The sequence below is a fragment of the Acaryochloris marina MBIC11017 genome, assembly GCF_000018105.1.
In the GTDB taxonomy this organism is placed as follows: domain Bacteria; phylum Cyanobacteriota; class Cyanobacteriia; order Thermosynechococcales; family Thermosynechococcaceae; genus Acaryochloris; species Acaryochloris marina.
The window spans coordinates 6471218-6491333 of sequence record NC_009925.1; the positions used below are offsets into that span (position 1 = coordinate 6471218).

The 20116-nt window shown below is 45.7% G+C and carries 16 protein-coding genes; 4 read left to right on the plus strand and 12 right to left on the minus strand.

The window, feature by feature from the left end; translation table 11 throughout:
* Positions 1 to 39: 39 nt before the first annotated feature.
* The 7 genes from AM1_RS28710 to AM1_RS28740 all read right to left on the minus strand — a co-directional run bounded on the left by AM1_RS28710 (position 40) and on the right by AM1_RS28740 (position 6833).
* Entirely contained in the window at positions 40 to 1251 is a 1212-nt protein-coding gene (locus AM1_RS28710) for a glycosyltransferase (RefSeq protein ID WP_187152914.1), read from the minus strand.
* A gap of 25 nt (positions 1252 to 1276) precedes the next feature.
* The gene (locus AM1_RS28715; RefSeq protein WP_012166487.1) at positions 1277 to 2446 is read right to left on the minus strand and encodes a glycosyltransferase family protein; all 1170 of its coding nucleotides are present in this window, start codon (positions 2444 to 2446) and stop codon (positions 1277 to 1279) included.
* Positions 2447 to 2463: 17 nt separating this feature from the next.
* A complete protein-coding gene (locus AM1_RS28720) occupies positions 2464 to 3648 on the minus strand; it encodes a glycosyltransferase family protein (protein ID WP_012166488.1) in 1185 nt (394 codons plus the stop codon).
* 42 nt (positions 3649 to 3690) lie between these two features.
* The gene (locus AM1_RS28725) at positions 3691 to 4881 is read right to left on the minus strand and encodes a glycosyltransferase family protein (RefSeq protein WP_238549121.1); all 1191 of its coding nucleotides are present in this window, start codon (positions 4879 to 4881) and stop codon (positions 3691 to 3693) included.
* Between the two features lie 357 nt (positions 4882 to 5238).
* The gene (locus AM1_RS28730; RefSeq protein WP_012166490.1) at positions 5239 to 5595 is read right to left on the minus strand and encodes a response regulator transcription factor; all 357 of its coding nucleotides are present in this window, start codon (positions 5593 to 5595) and stop codon (positions 5239 to 5241) included.
* 128 nt (positions 5596 to 5723) lie between these two features.
* Positions 5724 to 6392 carry a response regulator transcription factor gene (locus AM1_RS28735; protein WP_012166491.1) on the minus strand — a complete coding sequence of 223 codons (669 nt, stop codon included), beginning with the start codon at positions 6390 to 6392 and terminating at the stop codon, positions 5724 to 5726.
* Between the two features lie 159 nt (positions 6393 to 6551).
* A complete protein-coding gene (locus AM1_RS28740) occupies positions 6552 to 6833 on the minus strand; it encodes an acylphosphatase (protein WP_012166492.1) in 282 nt (93 codons plus the stop codon).
* Between the two features lie 635 nt (positions 6834 to 7468).
* Between AM1_RS28740 and AM1_RS28745 the strand changes: the two genes are divergently transcribed.
* Positions 7469 to 8278, plus strand: a complete 810-nt coding sequence (locus tag AM1_RS28745) for a WecB/TagA/CpsF family glycosyltransferase (protein ID WP_012166494.1) — start codon at positions 7469 to 7471, stop codon at positions 8276 to 8278.
* A 186-nt stretch (positions 8279 to 8464) separates the two neighbouring features.
* Here AM1_RS28745 and AM1_RS28750 read toward each other — a convergent pair whose 3' ends face one another.
* Positions 8465 to 11590 carry an alpha-mannosidase gene (locus AM1_RS28750; RefSeq protein WP_012166496.1) on the minus strand — a complete coding sequence of 1042 codons (3126 nt, stop codon included), beginning with the start codon at positions 11588 to 11590 and terminating at the stop codon, positions 8465 to 8467.
* Positions 11591 to 11870: 280 nt separating this feature from the next.
* On the opposite strand from AM1_RS28750, the gene AM1_RS43375 reads away from it, so the two are divergent.
* Positions 11871 to 12281 carry a helix-turn-helix domain-containing protein gene (locus tag AM1_RS43375; RefSeq protein WP_012166497.1) on the plus strand — a complete coding sequence of 137 codons (411 nt, stop codon included), beginning with the start codon at positions 11871 to 11873 and terminating at the stop codon, positions 12279 to 12281.
* Between the two features lie 77 nt (positions 12282 to 12358).
* Complete coding sequence (locus AM1_RS43380; protein WP_012166498.1) at positions 12359 to 12886, plus strand: transposase; 528 nt, start codon at positions 12359 to 12361, stop codon at positions 12884 to 12886.
* A 343-nt stretch (positions 12887 to 13229) separates the two neighbouring features.
* Here the strand turns inward: AM1_RS43380 and AM1_RS28765 are convergent, their stop codons facing one another.
* Both AM1_RS28765 and AM1_RS28770 read right to left on the minus strand, forming a co-directional pair.
* Entirely contained in the window at positions 13230 to 13949 is a 720-nt protein-coding gene (locus AM1_RS28765; protein ID WP_012166499.1) for a hypothetical protein, read from the minus strand.
* A 666-nt stretch (positions 13950 to 14615) separates the two neighbouring features.
* On the minus strand, positions 14616 to 15605 hold the full coding sequence (locus AM1_RS28770) for a hypothetical protein (RefSeq protein ID WP_012166501.1): 990 nt from the start codon (positions 15603 to 15605) through the stop codon (positions 14616 to 14618).
* A gap of 299 nt (positions 15606 to 15904) precedes the next feature.
* Between AM1_RS28770 and AM1_RS28775 the strand changes: the two genes are divergently transcribed.
* Complete coding sequence (locus AM1_RS28775) at positions 15905 to 16828, plus strand: hypothetical protein (RefSeq protein WP_012166502.1); 924 nt, start codon at positions 15905 to 15907, stop codon at positions 16826 to 16828.
* Positions 16829 to 17007: 179 nt separating this feature from the next.
* Here AM1_RS28775 and AM1_RS28780 read toward each other — a convergent pair whose 3' ends face one another.
* Positions 17008 to 17574, minus strand: coding sequence for a hypothetical protein (locus AM1_RS28780; RefSeq protein ID WP_012166503.1), 567 nt, complete (start codon positions 17572 to 17574; stop codon positions 17008 to 17010).
* A gap of 75 nt (positions 17575 to 17649) precedes the next feature.
* The gene (locus AM1_RS28785; protein WP_012166504.1) at positions 17650 to 20112 is read right to left on the minus strand and encodes a COG1470 family protein; all 2463 of its coding nucleotides are present in this window, start codon (positions 20110 to 20112) and stop codon (positions 17650 to 17652) included.
* Between the last annotated feature and the right edge of the window lie 4 nt (positions 20113 to 20116).

Below are 20116 nucleotides of genomic sequence, written 5' to 3' on the forward strand. Positions count from 1 at the left end.
TCCAAACGGTTGTGGCGGAAGGGGGATAGAATAGGCCCCTTAGACGAGAGAAAGGGTTTTAGGCGCAGCAGTCCCCAAAACTTGTTCGTAGACTTGTTGCCATTGGCGTTGTTCAACCGATGGGGCCATTTTCTGGAGGACTGTTTCTCTAGCAGCTAATCCGAGTCGTTCGCGGAGTTGAGGCTGGGTTATCAGGGATTTTAGGGACTGGGCTAGGGCAGCACTATCGGCTGGACTGACCACTAATCCATTCACGTTGTCTTCCAGAATTTCGCCAATGGCATCGACATGGGTGCCGACCACTGCTTTAGCCGCCAGCATCGCTTCGAGTAAGGCATTAGGGCAGCCATCATGGAGGGAGGGGATGGCAAAAATATCCATATAGGGCAGGTAGGCTAAAGCTTCTTGACGGCTGACTTTACCGGTAATCACAATCTGGTCGGCTAAACCGCTGTCCTCAATCACTTGCAGCCAGTAGTCGCGCTCTTTGGCAACGAAATCACCCACAAATAGCAGGGTTAATGGGGTACTGAGTTTCAAAGATTGGCAGGCATCCAGCAAGTATTCCAAACCTTTCTTGTCCCGGAAACTACCAACAGAGCCAATGACGGTTCCCTGGAGTTTGTGGGCTAGTGCTGGCTGAGGTAAATTGCTGAAATCCAGGGGTGCGATCGCATTCCAAAATGCCGATGATTTAGCCCGAATACTAGGAACTAAAGCACGAGCCCGCTGCATTAAATCTCTGCTCACAAAGGTGGTCCAAGCAGAATTTTCTAGAGTCCAAGTTATTTGACCAAACTGCTGGGGACTAAAGGCATGCTTGTGCAGATCCGCGCCTCGCACGCTGTTAATAACAGGAATTCCGCCCTCTTGTCCTAATAACGTCGTTAGGAACCCCATTTCGTTAATAAAAAAGGCATGGAGGGCATCAAACTGATATTGCCGCTGCAACAGCTGAAGCAGTCCGTATAGATCGCAGAAATAGTCTTGTTCCTTCGCCTGGGTTGACCGGACAGCAGGCTGCAAGCGGTGAACAGTCACCCCATCTTGCTGAGTGGTTTGACAGCTAGGGCGTTGGAATTCTCCCGCTGCAGCCTGGGCACGCTGTTCGCGGAATACAGCCCGAAAAACTGCAACATGGACATCAAAACCTAGATCGATCAGCATATGGGCAATGCGTTGAACCGACTCGCCCACACCGCCAATATCAGGTGGGAATTCCAGAGCAGTGATACAAATCTTGCGTTTCATAATCATGTTCTCCTAACAGGTCTACTTATCGAGCCAGGGCAACCGTCTGATCACAAAGCTGGCGCAAGCGCTTGGCCGTGTTTTCAGAGCCCTTGAGATTAATGGCATGGGAGGGTTTAGCTGTATGTAAGTGTTGGAGGATGGCATGGGCCAAAGCTGAGGGGGAAAGCTGGTCAGGGGACAACACCTCAACGGCCCCCAGTTGGGCCAGTCGAGAGGCCCGGAGCCATTGCTCATCTGCTTGGTTTGGGGAAGGGGAAGGCAGGATCAGAGACCGAACCTGAGAACTCAACACATTCATGGTGGTGTTGTATCCTCCCAGGCTGATGGATAAATCGGCCCCATAGAGGTAATCCATTAAATTCGGGGTAAATCGTTGTAGGGTGATGTTGGACTGAGAAGAAGTTAAAGTCTTAAGGGAATGGAACTCCGACTCCGACATAAATGGTCCAGCAAAGGCATAGATCTGGTGAGGAATAGCATGGTGCAGAAGGGGACCCACCTCACCAATAGCCTTTAGCAAAGAATAACCGTATCGCCCGCCCCCCACGCTGGCCACAATCCGAGGGGACTTTAGAGCCTGTTGCTGTACGAACGAAGTGGCTAGAGATTGAGCCACATACCCGGTGTAAAAGACTTCGCAAGTTAGGGCATGGGCGGAGGGGAAGCAAGCATCTAGGGATTGGAGATTGCGATCGCAATGGCAAAGCACTAAATCATAGAACTGCTGAATTTGATCTAGAATCCGAGCCTGCTTTCGAGCCAGTCCCTTTTCACTCATGGATTGGGTCATGATCAGATCTCTGAGACTGCAGACCACTTTGACTTGTGCTGCTTTAGCCCGCTCCAACAAGGGCAGCAATTCGAACGCCATCTTGTACTTACTAAAGGGGAAGCACTCAGTAATCACACAGTCTGGCTGGAATTGTTCGAATAGGCCAAGAAGTCTTTGTCGACGAGCGATCTTTACTGATTCAACTGATTGATTCAGGGCAATCAATTCACCTGCTTCTTCCCTAAGAGCGGGGAGATAGACCACCTCCACACCATCAGGAACTTCAAACTGATCAATGGGCTCTCCACCAATCACCAGACAAACCTGAAAGCTTGGAACTAAACTACGAATAATTTCAGTACTGCGGACCAGGTGGCCCATTCCCGCTAAATACTGGCAGTAAAATAAGATCTTCTTCATCTGACTTCCTCAGGCGGTTAAGCCGCGACAGCGGGATGGTTGTCATAAGCGAGGGAGCGCACTCGCTGAGCCGTTTTCTGTACCCCATCCAGATCAAATCGAGTGGATTGAGGTTTGGAATTTAGAACTATTTCTACCCGTTGAGCTAGACGTTCAGGGGCTACATCAACTTTTTGCAGCATCTGAGCCACCCCAAGCTCGTCTAATCGGCGGACTCGCATCGTTTGTTCTTGGTCGTCGTTGCCTGTAAAGGGCAACATCAGGGCATTGACCCCTGTGGTCAAAATATTCATCGTGGTGTTGTACCCCGACATGCTGACGGAGAGATCCGCCTGCTCCATATAGGCGAGTAGGTTGGGAGTATAGCGATGAATATGTAGGTTATGACAGTCTCGGCCTGCCTGTTTTAATTGCCAAAACACTGACTCAGGAATAAAAGGTCCAGCAAACATCTGAATATGGTGGGGAATGCGCGTTGACAAGTATTCCGCTGCACCAACCATGCCCCTCAGCAACTCATGTCCAAATCGACCACCTCCCACACTGACGAGTATCATGGGAGCCTGTCGGCTCAAGGCCCATCGATCCACCAATGTCAGTCGATTATTTTCGGGTTGTTGGGCCACATAACCCGTATAGTGAACCTCACAATTGAGATCCTTAACCCGAGAGAAGCTATCTTCCAGGGGATGTAAGTTGGGGTCTCCATGAATCAGTAATTGATCAAAATATTGATTCATCAATCGACAGATTTTAGCCTCATGGCGGGCCTGGTCTTGCTTGGTCACCACAATATCGCGCAGGCTACAGACCACTTTGGTACCACTGGCCTTAGCGGCTTCCATTAAGGGAATAAGTTCAAAGGAAAACCGCCGTCGACCAAAGGGGAAGAGTTCCATCATCAATACATCGGGCTGAAAAGTTTCTATTTGGTTAAGGAGCAAGTGTTTACGGGTCTCCTGCACAACCTCCAAACTCAGGGACTGATCTACTGGACGCAGTTCACGGAACTCCGTGTCCGTTTTGATCGCTGGTAAATTGACAACAGTGACGCCATTGGGGACTTGAAAATTTTGAATCACTTCCCCCCCATTGATAAAGCAAATCTCAAAGTCTTCCACTAGGCCCCGCACAATTTCCATACTGCGGATCAGGTGCCCCATACCCAGAATGTGTTGGCAATAAAACATCAATTTTTTCATGACAAATATCCAGAAATTTGAATTACAGAAATGTAGCTGCCCTTACGCCAAAGCCGGTTCTCGATCAGGGGGGCGAAGGAATAGGTTGGATAACTGATTCGCAATATTAGGTAAACCATTGAAATCGAGTTCTAAAGATGGGGCAGCTCGATCCTCTAGTTGGGCGATGACCGCTTGCATTAAGGATTTCGGCTGTAGATGATTGGGATGAATCGCCCGAATCAATCCGTTGTGCATAAACCGTTCTGCCCGAATCAGCTGTTCCTGGGAAGGGGTAATTCGAGGAACCACAACTGTACGTTTGTCCAGAGCTAAGATTTCAGTCAAGGTGTTGTATCCTCCCATGGAGACAACAGCATCCGCAGCATCTAAATAACCAATTAGATTGTCCGTAAATGCTTGAACTTCGACACCAGAGTATTGCAAGGCTTGTGTTTGGATATCCTGCTGCTGAGATAAGGGCATCTCTGGACCGCAGAGAATAACACTTCGGACCTTCACCTGATTTGGCAGGTATTTCAATCCTGCGAGGTAAGCTTTCACCAGAGGATAACCATCTTCTCCTCCACCTGGAGTCACTACCACCAACTTCTCTGAAGGCTTTATCCGCAGGAACCAGCGCAGTTCCATTCGATTAAGCCCCTGAGAAGATTTACGTATATAGCCGCAATAATGGACCTTTTTCGCAATCGGTAATGGGAATTGGTACTCTTGAGCAACATCAAATAGCTCAGCCATACCTACCACTAGGACTTGGTCATACCAAGATTGGATCGCCTGGTAATATCCCTGTCGTTTCCATTCGCCAATCGTTTTAACAGGACTATCCAGAATATCCCTAAGGAGAAGTACTTTTTGGGTCTTTGGTTGGTGAGTTTCAAGATGTTCTAGGGTGCTCAGTAATTCTTTCTGAATCCCATAGGGCTTTTTGTCAACAAGCAACACATCTGGTTTAAAGTGCAGCGCGGCTGAATGAATTAAGTGGGAGCGCCACTTTAGAGTTTCTTCTAACTCTGTTCCCAAGTATTTTGCGAATAAAGTTCCTGACTGTCCTCGATTAAGGCAAGGAAGTTTGATGTAATCCAAGCCTTTAGGTAGCCGAAAGGCCTGCAGCATCGGTGAACCAGATACCAGTAAAATAGATAGGTCTGTTTGGTCCTTCAGCAGGTATTCACAGATAGAAAGCATTCTGCGGAGATTGCCAAGACCGAATGCGTCATGAGAGTAAACCATCAGTCTCATTGAACGGTCCTCAAAGAATTAGGTCAGTCGATAAAAGGGAATATAGTTAAACTGTTTGAAGCTGACGGTCTGATTTAATCTTTGGCAGGACTGGAGTTAGACGCCCTATTCCTACATATCCAGTACCAATTACACAAACTTTCATAAATAATGAACCTCTCCTAACTGCGTTGTTCAGTTATCTACACCCTGACAAGGCGGAGTTAAGGTTCAATGAAACTAATGTGAGAAAGGGTTCATGAGAACAGTTTCATGAGAAAGCTTTCATAGAAAGCGTTTTAAGGGCTGGTTAATATAACAACACCTCAACGTCTCACTGTTTTGAAGAACAAGAATAGATTGACAGATTTATGAATCGGCGAGATGTCGCTGAATCGTTTCTATTAATTCAGAGAATTGAAATGGCTTACTGATAAAATCTGTAGCTCCAGAAGCCAAAGCCAACTCGTCTTGATCCACAAAAGCAGTAATTACAATAATCGGAACCGTAAATCCCCGTTGACGTAAGGTTTGGAGTACGGTCCAACCACTGATAATAGGTAGCCCCAAATCCAACAACACAACATCAAACGCTTCCAGATTGGCTTGGTCCAATGCCTGCTGACCATCAGTCACCAGTGTCGATTGATAGCCATGCTTGAGTAGTCCCTTTTCTACAAAACGGGCTATGCGCTCTTCATCTTCAACTAGGAGAACCCGCTTCATATGGAATAGAAGTGATGCGTCAGTACCAATACTCCCTTTAGGCCGAAGCACTACAAAGTGTATTTATATGAAGCTAGCTCAAACAGCCCTTAAAGAACATGAGAATCTTCTCATGCAGTAAATTGGACCTAAGTCTTTAACCGATACCCAACCCCACGAACGGTTTCAATAAGTGAGTTGCCGAGCTTCTTGCGCAAATAGCCAACGTAAACATCAACGATATTGGAACCAGGATCATAGTCATATCCCCAGACCCGATCCAAGAGTTGCTGCCGACTGAGGACCTGCCCAGGGTGACGGAAAAATGTTTCTGCCAGAATAAACTCTCTGGCTGGCAGTTCGATCCATTGATCATCCACTTTGGCCTTACGAGTACGCAGATCTAGCACCACATTATGGGCCGTCATTGTCATCGTCTCAGGAGGAGTGCCAATAGACACTGTTCTCAGTCGAACTCTAACCCTTGCCAATAACTCTTCAAACCGGAACGGCTTTGTCATATAGTCGTCCGCTCCTCCTTCAAGTCCAGAGATTTTATCTTGAATATCATCTCTGGCGGTCAAAATGATGACAGGGAGTACAGAACCTTGACCTCTCAAATCAGCTAAAACTTCTAGCCCATCTCTTCCGGGTAATCCCAAATCTAGTATCAGTAGCTCAAACCCATCACTTAAAGCGAAGGATAAGGCTTCATGGGCATTTTCTACCGTAGTCGTAGCGTATCCGTGGCTCTTTAAACCTTTCTCTATAAAGGATGCAATTCTAGGTTCATCCTCTGCGATCAGAATATGTGCCATCGATAGTGGGCAGTTGTTTAACAATGACTACTTCTTAGACGATCATAATCACTGATACAGTTCCTCGACCATAAAGCCTGCTAATTTCTTTTTTCCAATACCTGACAGTTACAATTATGAATATCAATAAAGTCTTGAGAAACGATGAGCCAATTGCCATCATCTAAGAATTTCAAATGCTCGAAATTCCCCTAAGGATTCTTCATCAACATCAACCTTACTGACCTCTGCCGCAGGAGGTCCTTGTTTAAACCACTCAATTAGTTTATCCACTTGGGTGCGCTCTCCTTCCGCCATAGCTTCAACGCGGCCATCTGGCAAATTTCGGACCCATCCCACTAGTCCAAGGGACTGAGCTTTAGCTCTTGTACTGTAACGATAACCCACCCCTTGGACCTTTCCTGAAATCACTGCTTTAAGGCAAATTATATTTGGCATCATCGATTAGCAAATCCTTTAGATCACCACCAAAATAAATAATAGAAAAGAGTGGTACCCCATACTCAAAATATTGGCATCTAGCGATGAATACAGAAAAATAAAAAATAGTTCCAGTAGGAAAATAGTTAATTGATAATTAATATTAATTGTTTAAGGTGATGTAGTCATGGCTCAGTATTGCTGTAGCCCGTATAATACAATCTAAATCTGCTGAAAACGTCATAATTCGGTGCTTTAACGGCTTAAGTGCTAAAAAAACAATATTTATAGCTTTTTGGTTCATTTACGCATTGAAATCGGTTGTGAAACAGCTGTCTTTCCCAGATTCTCAAATACTTAATTCCTAGGCAAGGAGCTAACTATCACTATTCCGATTATAGGTAGTTGTTGTTTCAGCCGTGTAGCAGAGTTATCTATCTTTCGTTAAGAGATTTTTAATTGAGAATATTTCTAACTAATGAAAGTTGATTAGGGCTAATAATAAAGTTAATCGCAAAAAAAATGTCTTAACAGCGTAATATCTTTACCAAACACTGACATCTATATAGAAATGTTTACGGGGTTATATTTTTCTCTAAGAGAAAAAAAGTCAGCGCGGTTTATATAATATTACTCATTGTTGGAATCTACTCTAAATGCAATCTAAAGCATCCGTTCTAGAACAAAATACTCTTGTGAAAGAACTCCCTCGCATTGATATCATTGGCTCCCGAGTAACGGCAGCTTCTTTTGATGTCCTAAATGAGGTGATTTTAGATTGGGCCAAACAAAGACTCAGCAAATGTATTTGTGTTGCCAACACGCATATGTTGGTAGAAGCGCACCGAAGACCCAGTTTTGGCGAAATAGTTCAACAAGCTGATGTCGTGACCCCCGATGGCATGCCCTTGGTTTGGATGCTGAGAATATTGGGAGCTAAAAACCAAGATAGAGTTGCTGGACTCGATCTTCTACAAGCCCTTTGCCGCAAAGCAGAGAAGGAAAAAGTTAGCGTCTATTTTTTGGGATCAATGGATCTCATTCTCCAAAAAATGAGAACCCGTTTACTGGTGGAGTATCCTGATTTAGTAATCGCAGATATGGAGCCTTTACCGTTTAGGCCGCTCACCGTAGAAGAGGATGAAGCTTTAATTCAACGGGTCAATGCTAGTGGGGCTGGCCTTGTAATGATTGCCCTTGGATGCCCCAAGCAGGAATGTTGGATGGCAGCCCATAAAGACCAAATTAATGCAGTTATGATTGGTTTGGGAGGCGCGTTTCCAGTCTATGCAGGTATACATCGCCGAGCAAGCGGCTGGGTCAGGCACATGGGAATGGAGTGGTTCTACCGACTTATCCAAGAACCTAAAAGATTATGGAAACGTTATGCTTCATCCATACCTCTATTCATATACCTAGCTATCAAGCAACTATGTTATCGGTTTGCCAGTTTAGCTTTTAAGTAATTTGGTGATACCAATTCGTTTTCCCCAATCAAAATAATGCTTGATTAGAATGCTATTCAAGTTTGCTTGTCTCTCTTGGCATTGGATAACAGTTTTACTGGCCCTTACCATTGCCTATCACTGAATGCAGCGCTTCAGTCTCTTAAAACCGGTCTAAGTGAGGTCTTTCTCTTGATCGTCGACCCATTATTGACTTGTAAACATCAGAGTTCTGATTTTCCACGGGGCTACGACATTCGGACGATCCATCTCATAATTCGTTTCTAATAAATCAATAGTTTGTTTGAAATGGAGGTTCAAATCGTTCGTGACAGCCAATGGTGCTTCCTCTCCATGGCATTCATAACAACGCATCACCCAGGCTTTAGGCTGATCCTCAGATCTCTTTAAGGCCATCAGCACTAAATTATCTGTCCCTAGCGATAGGAACTGATTTTGCAGTAGTCGTCCCTGCTTTTGTTGATCTAATGAAATCAACGTCCGGAGAGGGCGATTGATTTCGTATCCCTTGTGGGTGGTTCGGGCTGTTTGCCAGGAACCTGCATGGGGGTAAATGGCATAGGTAAATTGATGATGACCGCGATCGCATCCTGGATCCGGCCAATTCGGACTACGTAATAACGTCAAACGCAGTTGGTCAGGCTTAGCATCGTAACCATACTTACAGTCATTCAAGATGCTTACCCCAGCCATTCCATTTGCATCTGTTAAATCAGCCCATTGCAAGGCTGGCACTTCCCATTTCGCCTGTTCTCTATCGTCTAGCTGAGGATTCGGCAAAGTAGGTCGCTGAATCGCACCACAGGGAATTTCGTAGGTGGCAGAGTCAGACGATATTGTGAGAGGGAACACCGTTTTGACCAGTACTTGACTTTCTTGCCAATCTACCGTGGTTTCAATTTTGAGTAATGGTGCATCCGTATCGAGCACATAGTCCTGGCAAAATTGGGATTGACCAAACTGGAGTTTAACCCGCAATCGTTGTTGTAGTGGACCTTGACTCAACCATTCAATGGATTGCAAGGTTGCTCCCGGTAGTCGCTTGTGTTCGTAATTAGGGTCTATGTTCCAAGCATCCCAATATTGGCCTTTGTCGGTGAAGAACTGGAGTTGATTCCCTGGGCCAGACAACATTTGGCGTTGGGTTGCTTTGTCATAAATTTGAGCTAGCTCTCCAGTTGATTCATTAACTTGCACCTGTAAATAGTCATTTTCCAAGATCCAATTTTTAGGTGCAATGTCGGGTTGATCAGGTTTAGCGCTTACTAACGGGGATAACCAATAGAGCTGATACCCCACTGAAGGCACTGCAGCTATAAACCCTAAGGAGTTAGGTTGATTGGGGTGGCGCTGAACGGGCTGCGTTTCTCCCTCAATGGTGGAAATTTGCCATCGTTTCTGAGTGTCAGGCAGTTCTACCCACACTAATTCAGACCGTGGCCAGTTCAGAGAATTAAACACAATAACGGGAAGGCTATCTGAGGTGGGAGCTTGAGGAATGTCAATCGCGCTTGCGATCGCATCCAACGCAATATGCAAATGTTCGGTTGCAGTCTGTTTGGCTGATTCCCAATCGCAATTGGCATCCACAAAAACTTGAGGGATTGAAGACCCTGGCAAGATATCGTGGAACTGGTTGAACAGGACCTTCTTCCAAGCTTGTTCTAGGTCATCTTTGGGATAGGAATGATCGAGGGTGAGGGTTGCGATCGCATTCCACAATTCAGCCTCGTACAGCAGCTTTTCGCAATCACGGTTGTAATGTTTTTGATCTGCATGGCTGGTGTAACACCCCCGATGCAATTCTAGGTAGAGTTCATCATCCCAAACGGGTACCTGTTGAATCTGAGTTTCCACCTGTTGGCAGAAACGTTCAGCTGTGGTTGGTTGGAGCTTTGGAAACAGGGAAGATTGCTGCCACTGACGAGCCACTTCCAGCATGTCACGGGTTGGACCCCCACCATGATCACCAACCCCCGGCAACCATAGACAGTCTTTCACTCCCGTTGCCGATTCCCATCCCTGGGCATAGGTTCCCATTTTGACGGGGTAAATCTGCTCTCCAATGGGAGGCAACATAATGCTGAAAATTTCAGTACCATCTGGCGATCGCCACTGAAATACTTCATAGGGAAACTCCGTGGTATCGTTCCACCGCAGTTTCTGGGTTAAAAAATAGTCAATCCCACCCTGCTTTAGAATTTGGGGGAGCTGCCAGCAGAATCCAAAACTATCGGGAAGCCAAGCTGTCTTGCTGATGCAGCCGAATTTTTCTTGGGTATACTTTTGCCCATATAGAACTTGACGAACTAATGATTCGCCACTGATCAAGTTTAATTCTGATTCTACCCAAAGCCCGGCAGCTATCTCCCATGTCCCTTTATCGACTTGTGCTTGAATTTGAGCAAACAGATCTGGACGGTTCTGCTCGAACCAAGCATAAAGAGCTGGGGAGGAATGGCAGAAAATAAGTTCAGGGAAATCCGCTTGTAAATTAAGGACCGATTTAAATGTTCGTTCTGCGGCTTCCCAGGTTTCTGCTACGGGCCAGAGCCACGCTAAATCCAAATGGGCATGACCAATCCAGTTGATTTGGCGCTGCTGTAACCAGGTTTTCCAAGGAGCAAGATGTTGATGAAGTTGGTTCAAACTAAGGCTAAATGCTTCAGGATCATTGACATGGGACCAGTTGATGGCGTTAATGGCTTTATTTAGAGAGGCTAATTCTTCTGGCGCAAATTTTGTGAGATAACCTTGTAATACAGCCAATTCATCGGCGACTTTACCTGGATCAAGAAGAGGAGGTGGGGGTTCGTATATCAGTTGAGAGCCCACTAATGCCCCTGGATCATGACCAGGGCTAACCAGTCGCAGGGCAACCGTAATTTCCTCCCCAGGTTGAGCCGCAGAACTCAAAACAATCCGAGCCGTACAGTCGTATAAATCTCCTGCTTGGACCAACGCTCCGTTGACAAAAATTTCGGCTTGTTCTGCCCACCAAGTCAGAGCCAGCCTCAGCTTGCAGTCTGCTAGAGGGTAACGAAATTGATCATTGGGGATGGAGATAACCTGTCCCAGCCACAGCACTAAATGACCTTGGGGCCAGTCAATATGCTCCCTAGCATTTAATTGTCTCGGCGACCATGTTTGCCAAGTCTGTGGATTAAGACCTTTTTCGACAGGCAGATCATCTAAACAAGCTTGCCAATTGCCTTGAATATTCAACTGAGTCAGCTGATACAGTTTCAACATCGCGGAATCAACAAGGTTCTCCTGCTCAAGGGGGTGTTCTGGAGTGGACTTTGACTGCATATGCTATGCCATTGGGACAGTGCGTAACCCGGAGAATACCAAAGATCTCTCTTTAGTCATTCAGCAGTATAGAACCCATTTATGATCTTGCATGAGTTATAAAGATTCGAAAATGCTGGACATTAACAGGTTGACTGATTGAGATGGCCCCCATTTTTTCTCAAAAATCAGATTATTCAGGCAGTTTACCCTAGCGCCAGGTAAGTAGCCCAGCCTTGAAAAGCTCAATTAGATGAAGTTGAATGAATCTACCCACACTATCGTTTAGGAGATTGTGAGGATGGGTGCCCGATTACGTACTTTATTGAATAGCTCAGAAGAACAGACCTTATTTGAACTGAGGACAGCAACAACAGTCCCCCAACGGGTCAAAGATCGAGCCGCAATGATTCGATTGAGTCATCAGGGGATGTATGTAGAGAAAATTGCAGCCCTATTCCAGTGTAATGTTCGGACCGCTCGCCAAACCTTTCATCGCTGGCAACAGAAAGGATTAGGAGGGCTATGGGATGCACCACATCCGGGTGCTCAGCGACGGTGGCACCCTGAAGATATTGAGTATCTCGAAACCTGTTTGCGTCAGGAAGAACGCACCTACAATAGCCAACAACTGTCTCGGAAACTGGCGAAGGAGCGTAACGTTCACTTAAGTGCAGACCGCATCCGGCAGATTCTCAAAAAAAGGGGGTGATCTGGAAACGAACTCGCCATAGTCACTGACATAAGCAAGACCCTGTTAAGAAAGCTATCAAACTCGCTGATTTAGAGATGTTGCAGTGGGCAGCAGCGAGTAGAGGGATTGAGTTGTATTATCGGGATGAGTCTGGTTTTTGCCTATGGATGCCCGTGGAATATAGCTATTTCTTCAAGGGAGAGCAAAAGCGGATGGAACAGACTAAACGTAAGGGAAGACGTATCAGTATTTTGGGGCTTCTCCAACCGTTGACGACCTTTGTTTATGGGCTAGTTGTCGGCAGTTTTAATGCCGACCGTTACATCAAAATGATGGATGAGCAAGCACGCCAGGCCCAACAACAACTGGATAAAACTGGACGGATTCGGGTCATCGTTCAAGACAATGGTTCTAGTCATACTTACAAGAAAGCGAAGCAAAAATGGGCACAGTGGCAAACCCAAGGGCTCTATTTATTCTTTCTGCCCAAATACTGTTCACAGATGAATCCGATTGAAACAGAGTGGCACCAGCTCAAAGCGCACCAATTGAGGGGGCAAATGTTTGAGCATGAGCTGGATTTAGCCTATGCGGTGATGGATGGCGTGAAGGCTAGAGCGTAAGCGGGAAACTATGAAGCAAAACGGTTGAGATTCCCATCACGGCTCGCTGCTTCATGAGCCTTTACGTACAGACAATTTTTAAGGCTTGGCTACTTAGAACTCTGATTCTCCTGGATGAAGCTTTAAGTTTATTGTTACCTTAAAATAATATTTTGAGGTAACAATATATTAATTTAAATTGGCAAGTAGTTGTAGATTGATTTCTTCTCAGAACTGCTCCAAACTTGTATCAAAGAGCTACAGTTTGTAATAACTATCTAGGGTTGTTTGCCAAAGCGGTATGAACATGTTTCCCCATTGCTAGAGGAGAAAATTTTGATAATGGGAAAGCTATAAAGATTTCTTAATTCTGAACGAGAATAATACCGTTCATCTGCTCTTTAATTACGCCTATGAACTGCTTCTGGTACTCTTCTTCATCAATCTCATTGATTAAGATTTCAATGAAGATGGCTAAATCTCTCCGATCTTTCAATAAGCTGATTTCAGCATAAGCATCATCATATATAAGCCCAGAAATAGGCCCTACTGCTTGCTGTAAGGCAGACTTTATTGTAGGTATCGTAGAACGTGGGATTTCAGTATATTTTGGCTCAACTGGAGTTACTAAGCCAGACTGTGCAACGGTTACAGGAGATGCATTCGATTCTGGATTCGATTCTTTATGGCCGTTAACTTCAGGGACCGTATTCTCTAGACTTGGAGCTAATGAGGCTGTTCCATTAAGTTCACGGGGTTTGAGTGAATCCTGATGTTCCTCTAGTGACTTTGGCAGTTTGATACATAACTTTTGTAAGATTTCATTTGTTCCTGGTAGCACTCGATGAGTTTTGGAATGTTCTAGAGAATGCTTGCGCACAACAAAACTCTCAACTTCCATGCCAAGAACAGCGTTCAATGCGTTTGTACCAGACAGTGAGCCATAGCGAATATACGAGATTTCACCTTCTTTCACAGAAACCATCGCAGTATGCTTATCTTTGGTCGAGATAAGATATGTTATGTCTGTTTTCTCTTTAATGTTCTGTAATAGTTGAAAAACTAGTTTTAGATATTCATCCATGCTAGATATGAATGTCGATTAAGCCATTAACAAATTGTGTTCACACTCAGTTGATGCAATGCAAGATATTTGTAGTAATTTTTCAAATATTTACTTTAAGAAAAATTCGTAACACCTTCAAAGGCAGTAGTGCAACATTGCTATTTCGATAGTCTCCGAGCAAAGGGTAATAAATCTCAGCCAGGTCAATCGATATTATCAGGGGTAGTGGATACCTCTAATATGCCCATTTTTTTTGCTATCTACAATATAATCAAGGATCAAATCAACGCTTAGCATTGCTATTTATTTAAAGATTTGAACGAATAGCAATATTGAATCTAAAGATAATTACCTCGTTTGGTAGGGTTCTGTGAATAGGCTGTCAGTCAACAACCAGTCGCTTGTAGAAGGTGATTGTAGGCTTTTATCAGGGGTTAGTACTCTTTTTAGCTAGTTTTTTTATCAAGATGATAAAAATCTAATGAACATCGGCTTTAGTTCAAATTTATATATTTAAACTCAACTTCACTAATGCTAAATAAATGAGGCCAAAATGACTATTTCTGTGGATCCCAAATATACTCGAACAGCCAGACTTCCAACTGCCGAGATTGCAAGTATTGTCTCTCACTTCATGTTGGTTGACTAAACAGGCTGAGTAATATTGAAGTTGGGCTGTTTGCATTATCCCTCTGGGGAAGACTCAATTAACGCCTCAATTTTCTCAATACTTTTCTCAGACATTTTGGCTTTCTTTAAGGCTAGTTGTAATGTCTGCCAATTTTGCCGTGTTGGATTTGAGATCGCAGTTTCTAACTGCCCCAACCAAACCGGTGCATTGGGTGCAACCGGCCAATCTTTTTGGCCTAGAGCAAACCCTAGATCTCCATGCTGATGACCATTGGGTAGGGTTAACATGACATACATATACTGTTGCTCGCCATTCCATTGAAACCACCACTTATCCTGGGACTCACTTTTACTGCCAAGTAAAACACCTTGATTGAGGTCATAAGCTGATGTATTGGGACCGATTGAGGTCGCGATTCCTTTGAAAATTAATGCAAGTGCAATTGGAACTTCCTTTTGCCAATTCGCCTGGTTGCAGGTTAAGTCTGCCAAAGTGTGGCGATACCCTAAGTCCGTTAGCTTTTCCATACTAACGGGGCCACCAAATAGTTTTTGGGTCAGAGCAGTTCCTTCCGGAGAGTTTTCTGTTTTATCAGCGTCTGCAATGTCAGCGAAAATATCTACTAATGGTTCAATCTTAGGTGATTTTCCTAGCATAACTTGAGCATTCTCCCCTTCTATTTGACCTATAAAGAGGATCGTATGGTGGTCTTGATCTTGAAGGACAAACACATCCGTGTACTGCATTGCAGGGACGGGAATCTGTCGTTCAAGCCAGTTCAGCTTCCAACTTGATTGGATTGCTATATCTTTCGGCAGCGGAGCATAGGTAATTTTTGCTGCTGGTTGTTGGGATAATTCTTTTTTGACTTGCTGACACCGTTGAGGCCAATTCTCTTGACTGAAGGCAAACTCAGACCCTTGACTAGAAGCACTGGCGCAACTAGTTAGAGATAATAAGCCCAAGCCAATCCATAATTTCAAAATAGCTTTTTGGTTGTTCATCTCTAATCCCAGATTGTTGTCTGGAACTAGGGTGCCCATCAGGAAGGACTGTTCTGTAGATTATCCTTTGGCAACCACTGCACAATTAGAGGATGCTGTTAGCGATGACAGAGAGTATTAGTTTCCAGAAAGAACCCCGGCAGGAGAGGCCGGGGGTGGGATGAGTGACGGTTCTCTGTCGAAACAGATGTAAGGTCTAGGAAGGGTGATTTGAAAATTGGAACCACGGGTTTCAGTTGGCGCTATCATAGCCCCCTCATTTATTGAAATCTGTAAAATTGAGTACTTGGCCAATTTCCATTAGGAAGTTTTCAGGAAACACAGTCTTCCTCCGTCCTATGCCCCGATTTGATACCTACCGATTGTGCATGACAGCTGAGGAAAATCAAGGTTGGAGACGGCTTATCCGTTGTCTTTTTCCGCTGACTGAACGAGTCGAATTTCAACCTCGTACTGCCTATTACGACACTGGAGAGCAACTGCAATGGACGCCGACACAAGAATTGCAGGAGGATTTATTGGAGCAAGTGATTGTGCCTAATCTTTCGAGCAAAATGCGCTGGTTTTTCATGACCTTCCAGCCTACATCGCAGGTATTGGACCTTCTAGTCCATCAAGTCTCCCCCCATACGAGTGATCAATGGGGATGTCCACTGATTCCGAAGCTGTATCGGCAGGGAGAAGTATTGATGGAATGGGATCACAACTGTTTTTGGCTGAAGTTGACAGAACAGGAAGCCCAAATGCTCTATGCTACAGGGATACCTGTAAGCGGTCCCTACACCCAGCGTCGTCAATATCATCTTGAGTTACAGGATCTGGAAGCAGATTGGTTGAAGTTACTAGATTTTTGTATCCCTAAAGCTGATCATGTTACGTTTCAGGCGGACCCAGTTACGATCTCTGCCCAGGATCAAACAGGAACTTGGCAGGAAAAGATTTGGCAATGGTCTCCATCTGCTGAATTACAGGTTGAAGGGAGCTGTTCTAAAGATGGAAAGACCTGGACCTTCCCTCTTACCTCAACGATAGAAGCATTTTTACGATCAAACGATTGTCTAGGGGAATGGCATTTGGGAAATAAACTGCCAGAAGATCCTTGCTTGTTGGCTGGGAATGAACAGATATTAATCACCGTTAGTCATGAGGAGCTGATATGGGTAAGGTTGCTGGAGTCAGAGTTTCAAGCGCTACAAGCATCAGAACTGGGAATGCTATTCCCTTATCCAGACTGTGAGACTTCGACTGGAATGAACTGTTGATAGGTCGTTAAACTCTGAAACTCCTGATTATCCCTCAATGTCACTGCAGTAAACGGAACCTGTGGTTGATGTTAATGTACCGCTAATAAAGTCGAGCAATTCTTTTACCCTTAGCATTTATGAACTCTGGCCAATATTTTTTAGACGTTTGACTGAGGGTAGAAATGCAAAGCACAGTATTATGATTCTTCTGGCAAAATTGCTTCTAGGTAGGGTGCAATATAGTTGCGACCCTGTTCAAGATAGTAGGGAGTAAAAAGGGACTCAAACTCTTGAGCTACGACCTGTGTGGCGGATTCTAGCCGCTGGCGGCCATAGACCAAGAATTGTGCTGCGGATGAAGCATAGTATTCTCGCTCTGCACCCTCAATATGCTTTTTAAAGGCAGCATGATAGAGCTCGCGGACCTCATTCATCAGCTGTTCAATCGGGGGTGAGAAGTGAATAGAGTCTCCACTGGGGAGATCGATTTGCTTGGCCAGAATAAATCCAATCACGGTTCTCATACATTCACGGGTTTGGTCTACTGAAAGGCACTGTGGGTCTTGTCGGCGAAATCCCCATTGAGTGCAACCATTGGTTACTTCCAGTACTCGCAATAGGGCCAGTTTATCTAGCTCTTTGGAATCGAACTGTTCTAAGGCCAAAATATGATGCTCAACCCGGTGCTGAAAACTGGCAAAATCAGCCTCAAAATATTGTCTGAGCTCCTTGATTTGGGACAGTTTCTGCCAGTTGGGCAACATGATGGTATTACCTCTATTGCTGCTAACAGTTTAGAGGAGCCCCCCATAAAAGACTGGGTTGTAATTATTCGTGAACTAAAACTGAGGTGGCAATTCTGCTGGTGGTGGCGAATTACGATCGCGGGGTACGGGCTGAATACCGCCGGGTGGATCGGGTAAAGGCGGAGCAGGTGCTGCCGCTGCGTTGGGATCTACCCCAGGAGCTGCCGCTGGAGGAGTTGAATTATTCGCCTCAGCACTTACGGGGGCATCGGACGCTTGAGCCACTGGAGCAGGAGGTGCCACAGTTTCAATCACCACGGATCGATTTTGTTGTTCACCTTTGGCATTCGTGACTTGCAGGGTTAGGGTTTGGGTGGCAGAGGTGGGGCCAAACGATAAATTTGCCTTGCCCTGGAGGGGAACAGTCCCTGGCGCAGGCAGTAAATTGACCTTAGTATTTTTACTCCCTTTAACCTTCCAGGATACCTTCACGATCAACGGCGTTTGATCTTTAAGGGCAAACACATATTTGGGTTTCGCAATCTGGCCATTAATTTTGAATTCCTGGATTTGTACTGGCCCAGGCTGAATCTGGATCGGCTCGGTTTTTTGAATAATCGGAGATGGCTCTGCAGGCGGATTAGCCTGGGTGGGTTTCGGGGCGACTTTGAGCTCAAAGGTATAGGTCCCGGCGTCTTGAACCCCAGTTGGTACATTCAGACAAACTAGGGTTTGGACGTCCAAACGACAATTTTTTTGTAGGGACTGGGGAATACCTTGAGTGAAGTCAAATATTTTGGGAGCTGTGACTGGTGCATTATCTGCTCCCCGACCAATTAGTGTCACTTTGGTTCCTTTGGCCTGGGTGATTTTCCAGTTCAGAAAAATCCCTGATGGTCCCCTTGGGGGAACCTGACCAATGGGTTCTGTATAGGTGGTCTTTGTGGATTCAAATTGTTGAATTTGAGGGGGAGGGAAGGGTTGAACCACAATTGCCTCTGTTTTGGCCGCAATGGGTTGAGGGACGCCCTCGGGTTGAGGGGAGAGAGACAGCTCAAACCGATAGGTGCCAGGTTTGCGTGCATCCGTGGGCACCTGCTGACACCGCAGGACCTCAGTTAGGGTACAAAAATGGCTAAGGTCTGAGGGTATTCCCTTTTGGAAATCGTAGATAAAGGGACCACTCATCACGACCCCGTCAGGAGAAACTCCTTTCAGTTGAAGCTGCTTGAATTTCTGAGGATTTTTTATGGTCCAGTTCAGTTCAATGGGACGACCATCGGCCTCTTTGAGGGTATAGGTTGCTGGGGCAAAGCTGATAATCTCGGCTCGGGCTGGGGGACGGGTCAGTAACCACCATACGAGTAAGGCAATCCCAACTAAGGTGCCAAACAGGGTCAAAATAACCAGCAATAATTGCCACCAAGGTCGAGGTTCCCAAATCAATGCTCCTTGAAAGCGATTATTGGCAAGGGGGAGTTGCTGGGCATCTTCCAACTCCAGGGCAAAGTTGAGGGGGCGACCATAAAAGGGGCGCTTCCACCATTTGGTGGGCTGAACTTCTAAGCTGACCTTGGTCGAGGCATGGGGTAATAAATGGACTTGGGTGGGGTTAAGAGTATAGTCGCAGAGTTCTTCCGCATCTAGATTTTGGACCTGTAAATTGAGAGTTCGTGGGGTATTTCCAGCATTGTGAAGCCGTAGTTCAAACCATCCGGACTGGTTCTTGACTTGGCTGACCAGGGAAATAAGCTCGATATCAACCTGGTAAATCGGTAAAACTTGTAAATAAACCGCTTCCAACAACACCAGTTCCGGGTTGTTCATGGAAAACAGGCGGATGGTGGGGGTATAAATGCCTGCATCCGTACCTAGGGGCGGCTGAATCAAGACCTGAATTTGGCCCGTATCCCCTGGGTTGAGTTCCAGGGCTTCACTGGCAATCACAACGCCGGTTTGCGGTCCTTCTGGATAAATAATCTTGACCCATTCGGTAGGCAGGTCTGGACAGATTAAGCGGAATCGATCGACGCGATCGCATCGGTTATCCACCAGCACCGTTAAGGCCAACGCATCTCCAGTTTGTAAAGGCAGGGGAGACTCGGCCGTGGTGGTTGGGGTGATGCCTAAAACCGGATTGCTGACTTCTGCCGTTTCCCGGATGTAGGACAGCACCTGTAGCCGAGCCGGATAGCGGATCGGCGTCTCTTCTGGGTAATGTTTGGGGGCATCAATCACTAAGGTATAGGGATAAAAGCCCGGTAGGGTTTCCGTTGGCACCTGAATACGGAAGAACACCTCGCTACTTTCTCCAGGGTTTAGGGCCAGACTTTCCCGGGAGGAGGTACACCATTGGCTGACGATATCCGTGGGGTCTGTGATATCGATGTGGATAATGGCACTGTGGATTCCATCATTGGTGACGGTCACACTCAGTTCGAAAATTTCCCCCGCCTGAATCGCCACATCGCCGGATGGGTTGCGGATAATGCCCAAGGGATTGCCCACTTTCTGGGCTTGCAGGCCAATTTGATCAATTTGGGTGAGGTCTGTCATGAGC

Excerpts from the sequence above, each read along its gene's own strand:
- AM1_RS28775 (WP_012166502.1), top strand. The coding sequence starts at position 15,905 with ATGCCCCGATTTGATACCTACCGATTGTGCATGACAGCTGAGGAAAAT.
- AM1_RS28740 (WP_012166492.1), bottom strand. The coding sequence starts at position 6,833 with ATGATGCCAAATATAATTTGCCTTAAAGCAGTGATTTCAGGAAAGGTC.
- AM1_RS28725 (WP_238549121.1), bottom strand. The coding sequence starts at position 4,881 with ATGGTTTACTCTCATGACGCATTCGGTCTTGGCAATCTCCGCAGAATG.
- AM1_RS28710 (WP_187152914.1), bottom strand. The coding sequence starts at position 1,251 with ATGAAACGCAAGATTTGTATCACTGCTCTGGAATTCCCACCTGATATT.
- AM1_RS28770 (WP_012166501.1), bottom strand. The coding sequence starts at position 15,605 with ATGGGCACCCTAGTTCCAGACAACAATCTGGGATTAGAGATGAACAAC.
- AM1_RS28720 (WP_012166488.1), bottom strand. The coding sequence starts at position 3,648 with ATGAAAAAATTGATGTTTTATTGCCAACACATTCTGGGTATGGGGCAC.
- AM1_RS43380 (WP_012166498.1), top strand. The coding sequence starts at position 12,359 with ATGTTGCAGTGGGCAGCAGCGAGTAGAGGGATTGAGTTGTATTATCGG.
- AM1_RS28745 (WP_012166494.1), top strand. The coding sequence starts at position 7,469 with ATGCAATCTAAAGCATCCGTTCTAGAACAAAATACTCTTGTGAAAGAA.
- AM1_RS28735 (WP_012166491.1), bottom strand. The coding sequence starts at position 6,392 with ATGGCACATATTCTGATCGCAGAGGATGAACCTAGAATTGCATCCTTT.
- AM1_RS28730 (WP_012166490.1), bottom strand. The coding sequence starts at position 5,595 with ATGAAGCGGGTTCTCCTAGTTGAAGATGAAGAGCGCATAGCCCGTTTT.
- AM1_RS28780 (WP_012166503.1), bottom strand. The coding sequence starts at position 17,574 with ATGTTGCCCAACTGGCAGAAACTGTCCCAAATCAAGGAGCTCAGACAA.
- AM1_RS28750 (WP_012166496.1), bottom strand. The coding sequence starts at position 11,590 with ATGCAGTCAAAGTCCACTCCAGAACACCCCCTTGAGCAGGAGAACCTT.
- AM1_RS43375 (WP_012166497.1), top strand. The coding sequence starts at position 11,871 with ATGGGTGCCCGATTACGTACTTTATTGAATAGCTCAGAAGAACAGACC.
- AM1_RS28715 (WP_012166487.1), bottom strand. The coding sequence starts at position 2,446 with ATGAAGAAGATCTTATTTTACTGCCAGTATTTAGCGGGAATGGGCCAC.
- AM1_RS28785 (WP_012166504.1), bottom strand. The coding sequence starts at position 20,112 with ATGACAGACCTCACCCAAATTGATCAAATTGGCCTGCAAGCCCAGAAA.
- AM1_RS28765 (WP_012166499.1), bottom strand. The coding sequence starts at position 13,949 with ATGGATGAATATCTAAAACTAGTTTTTCAACTATTACAGAACATTAAA.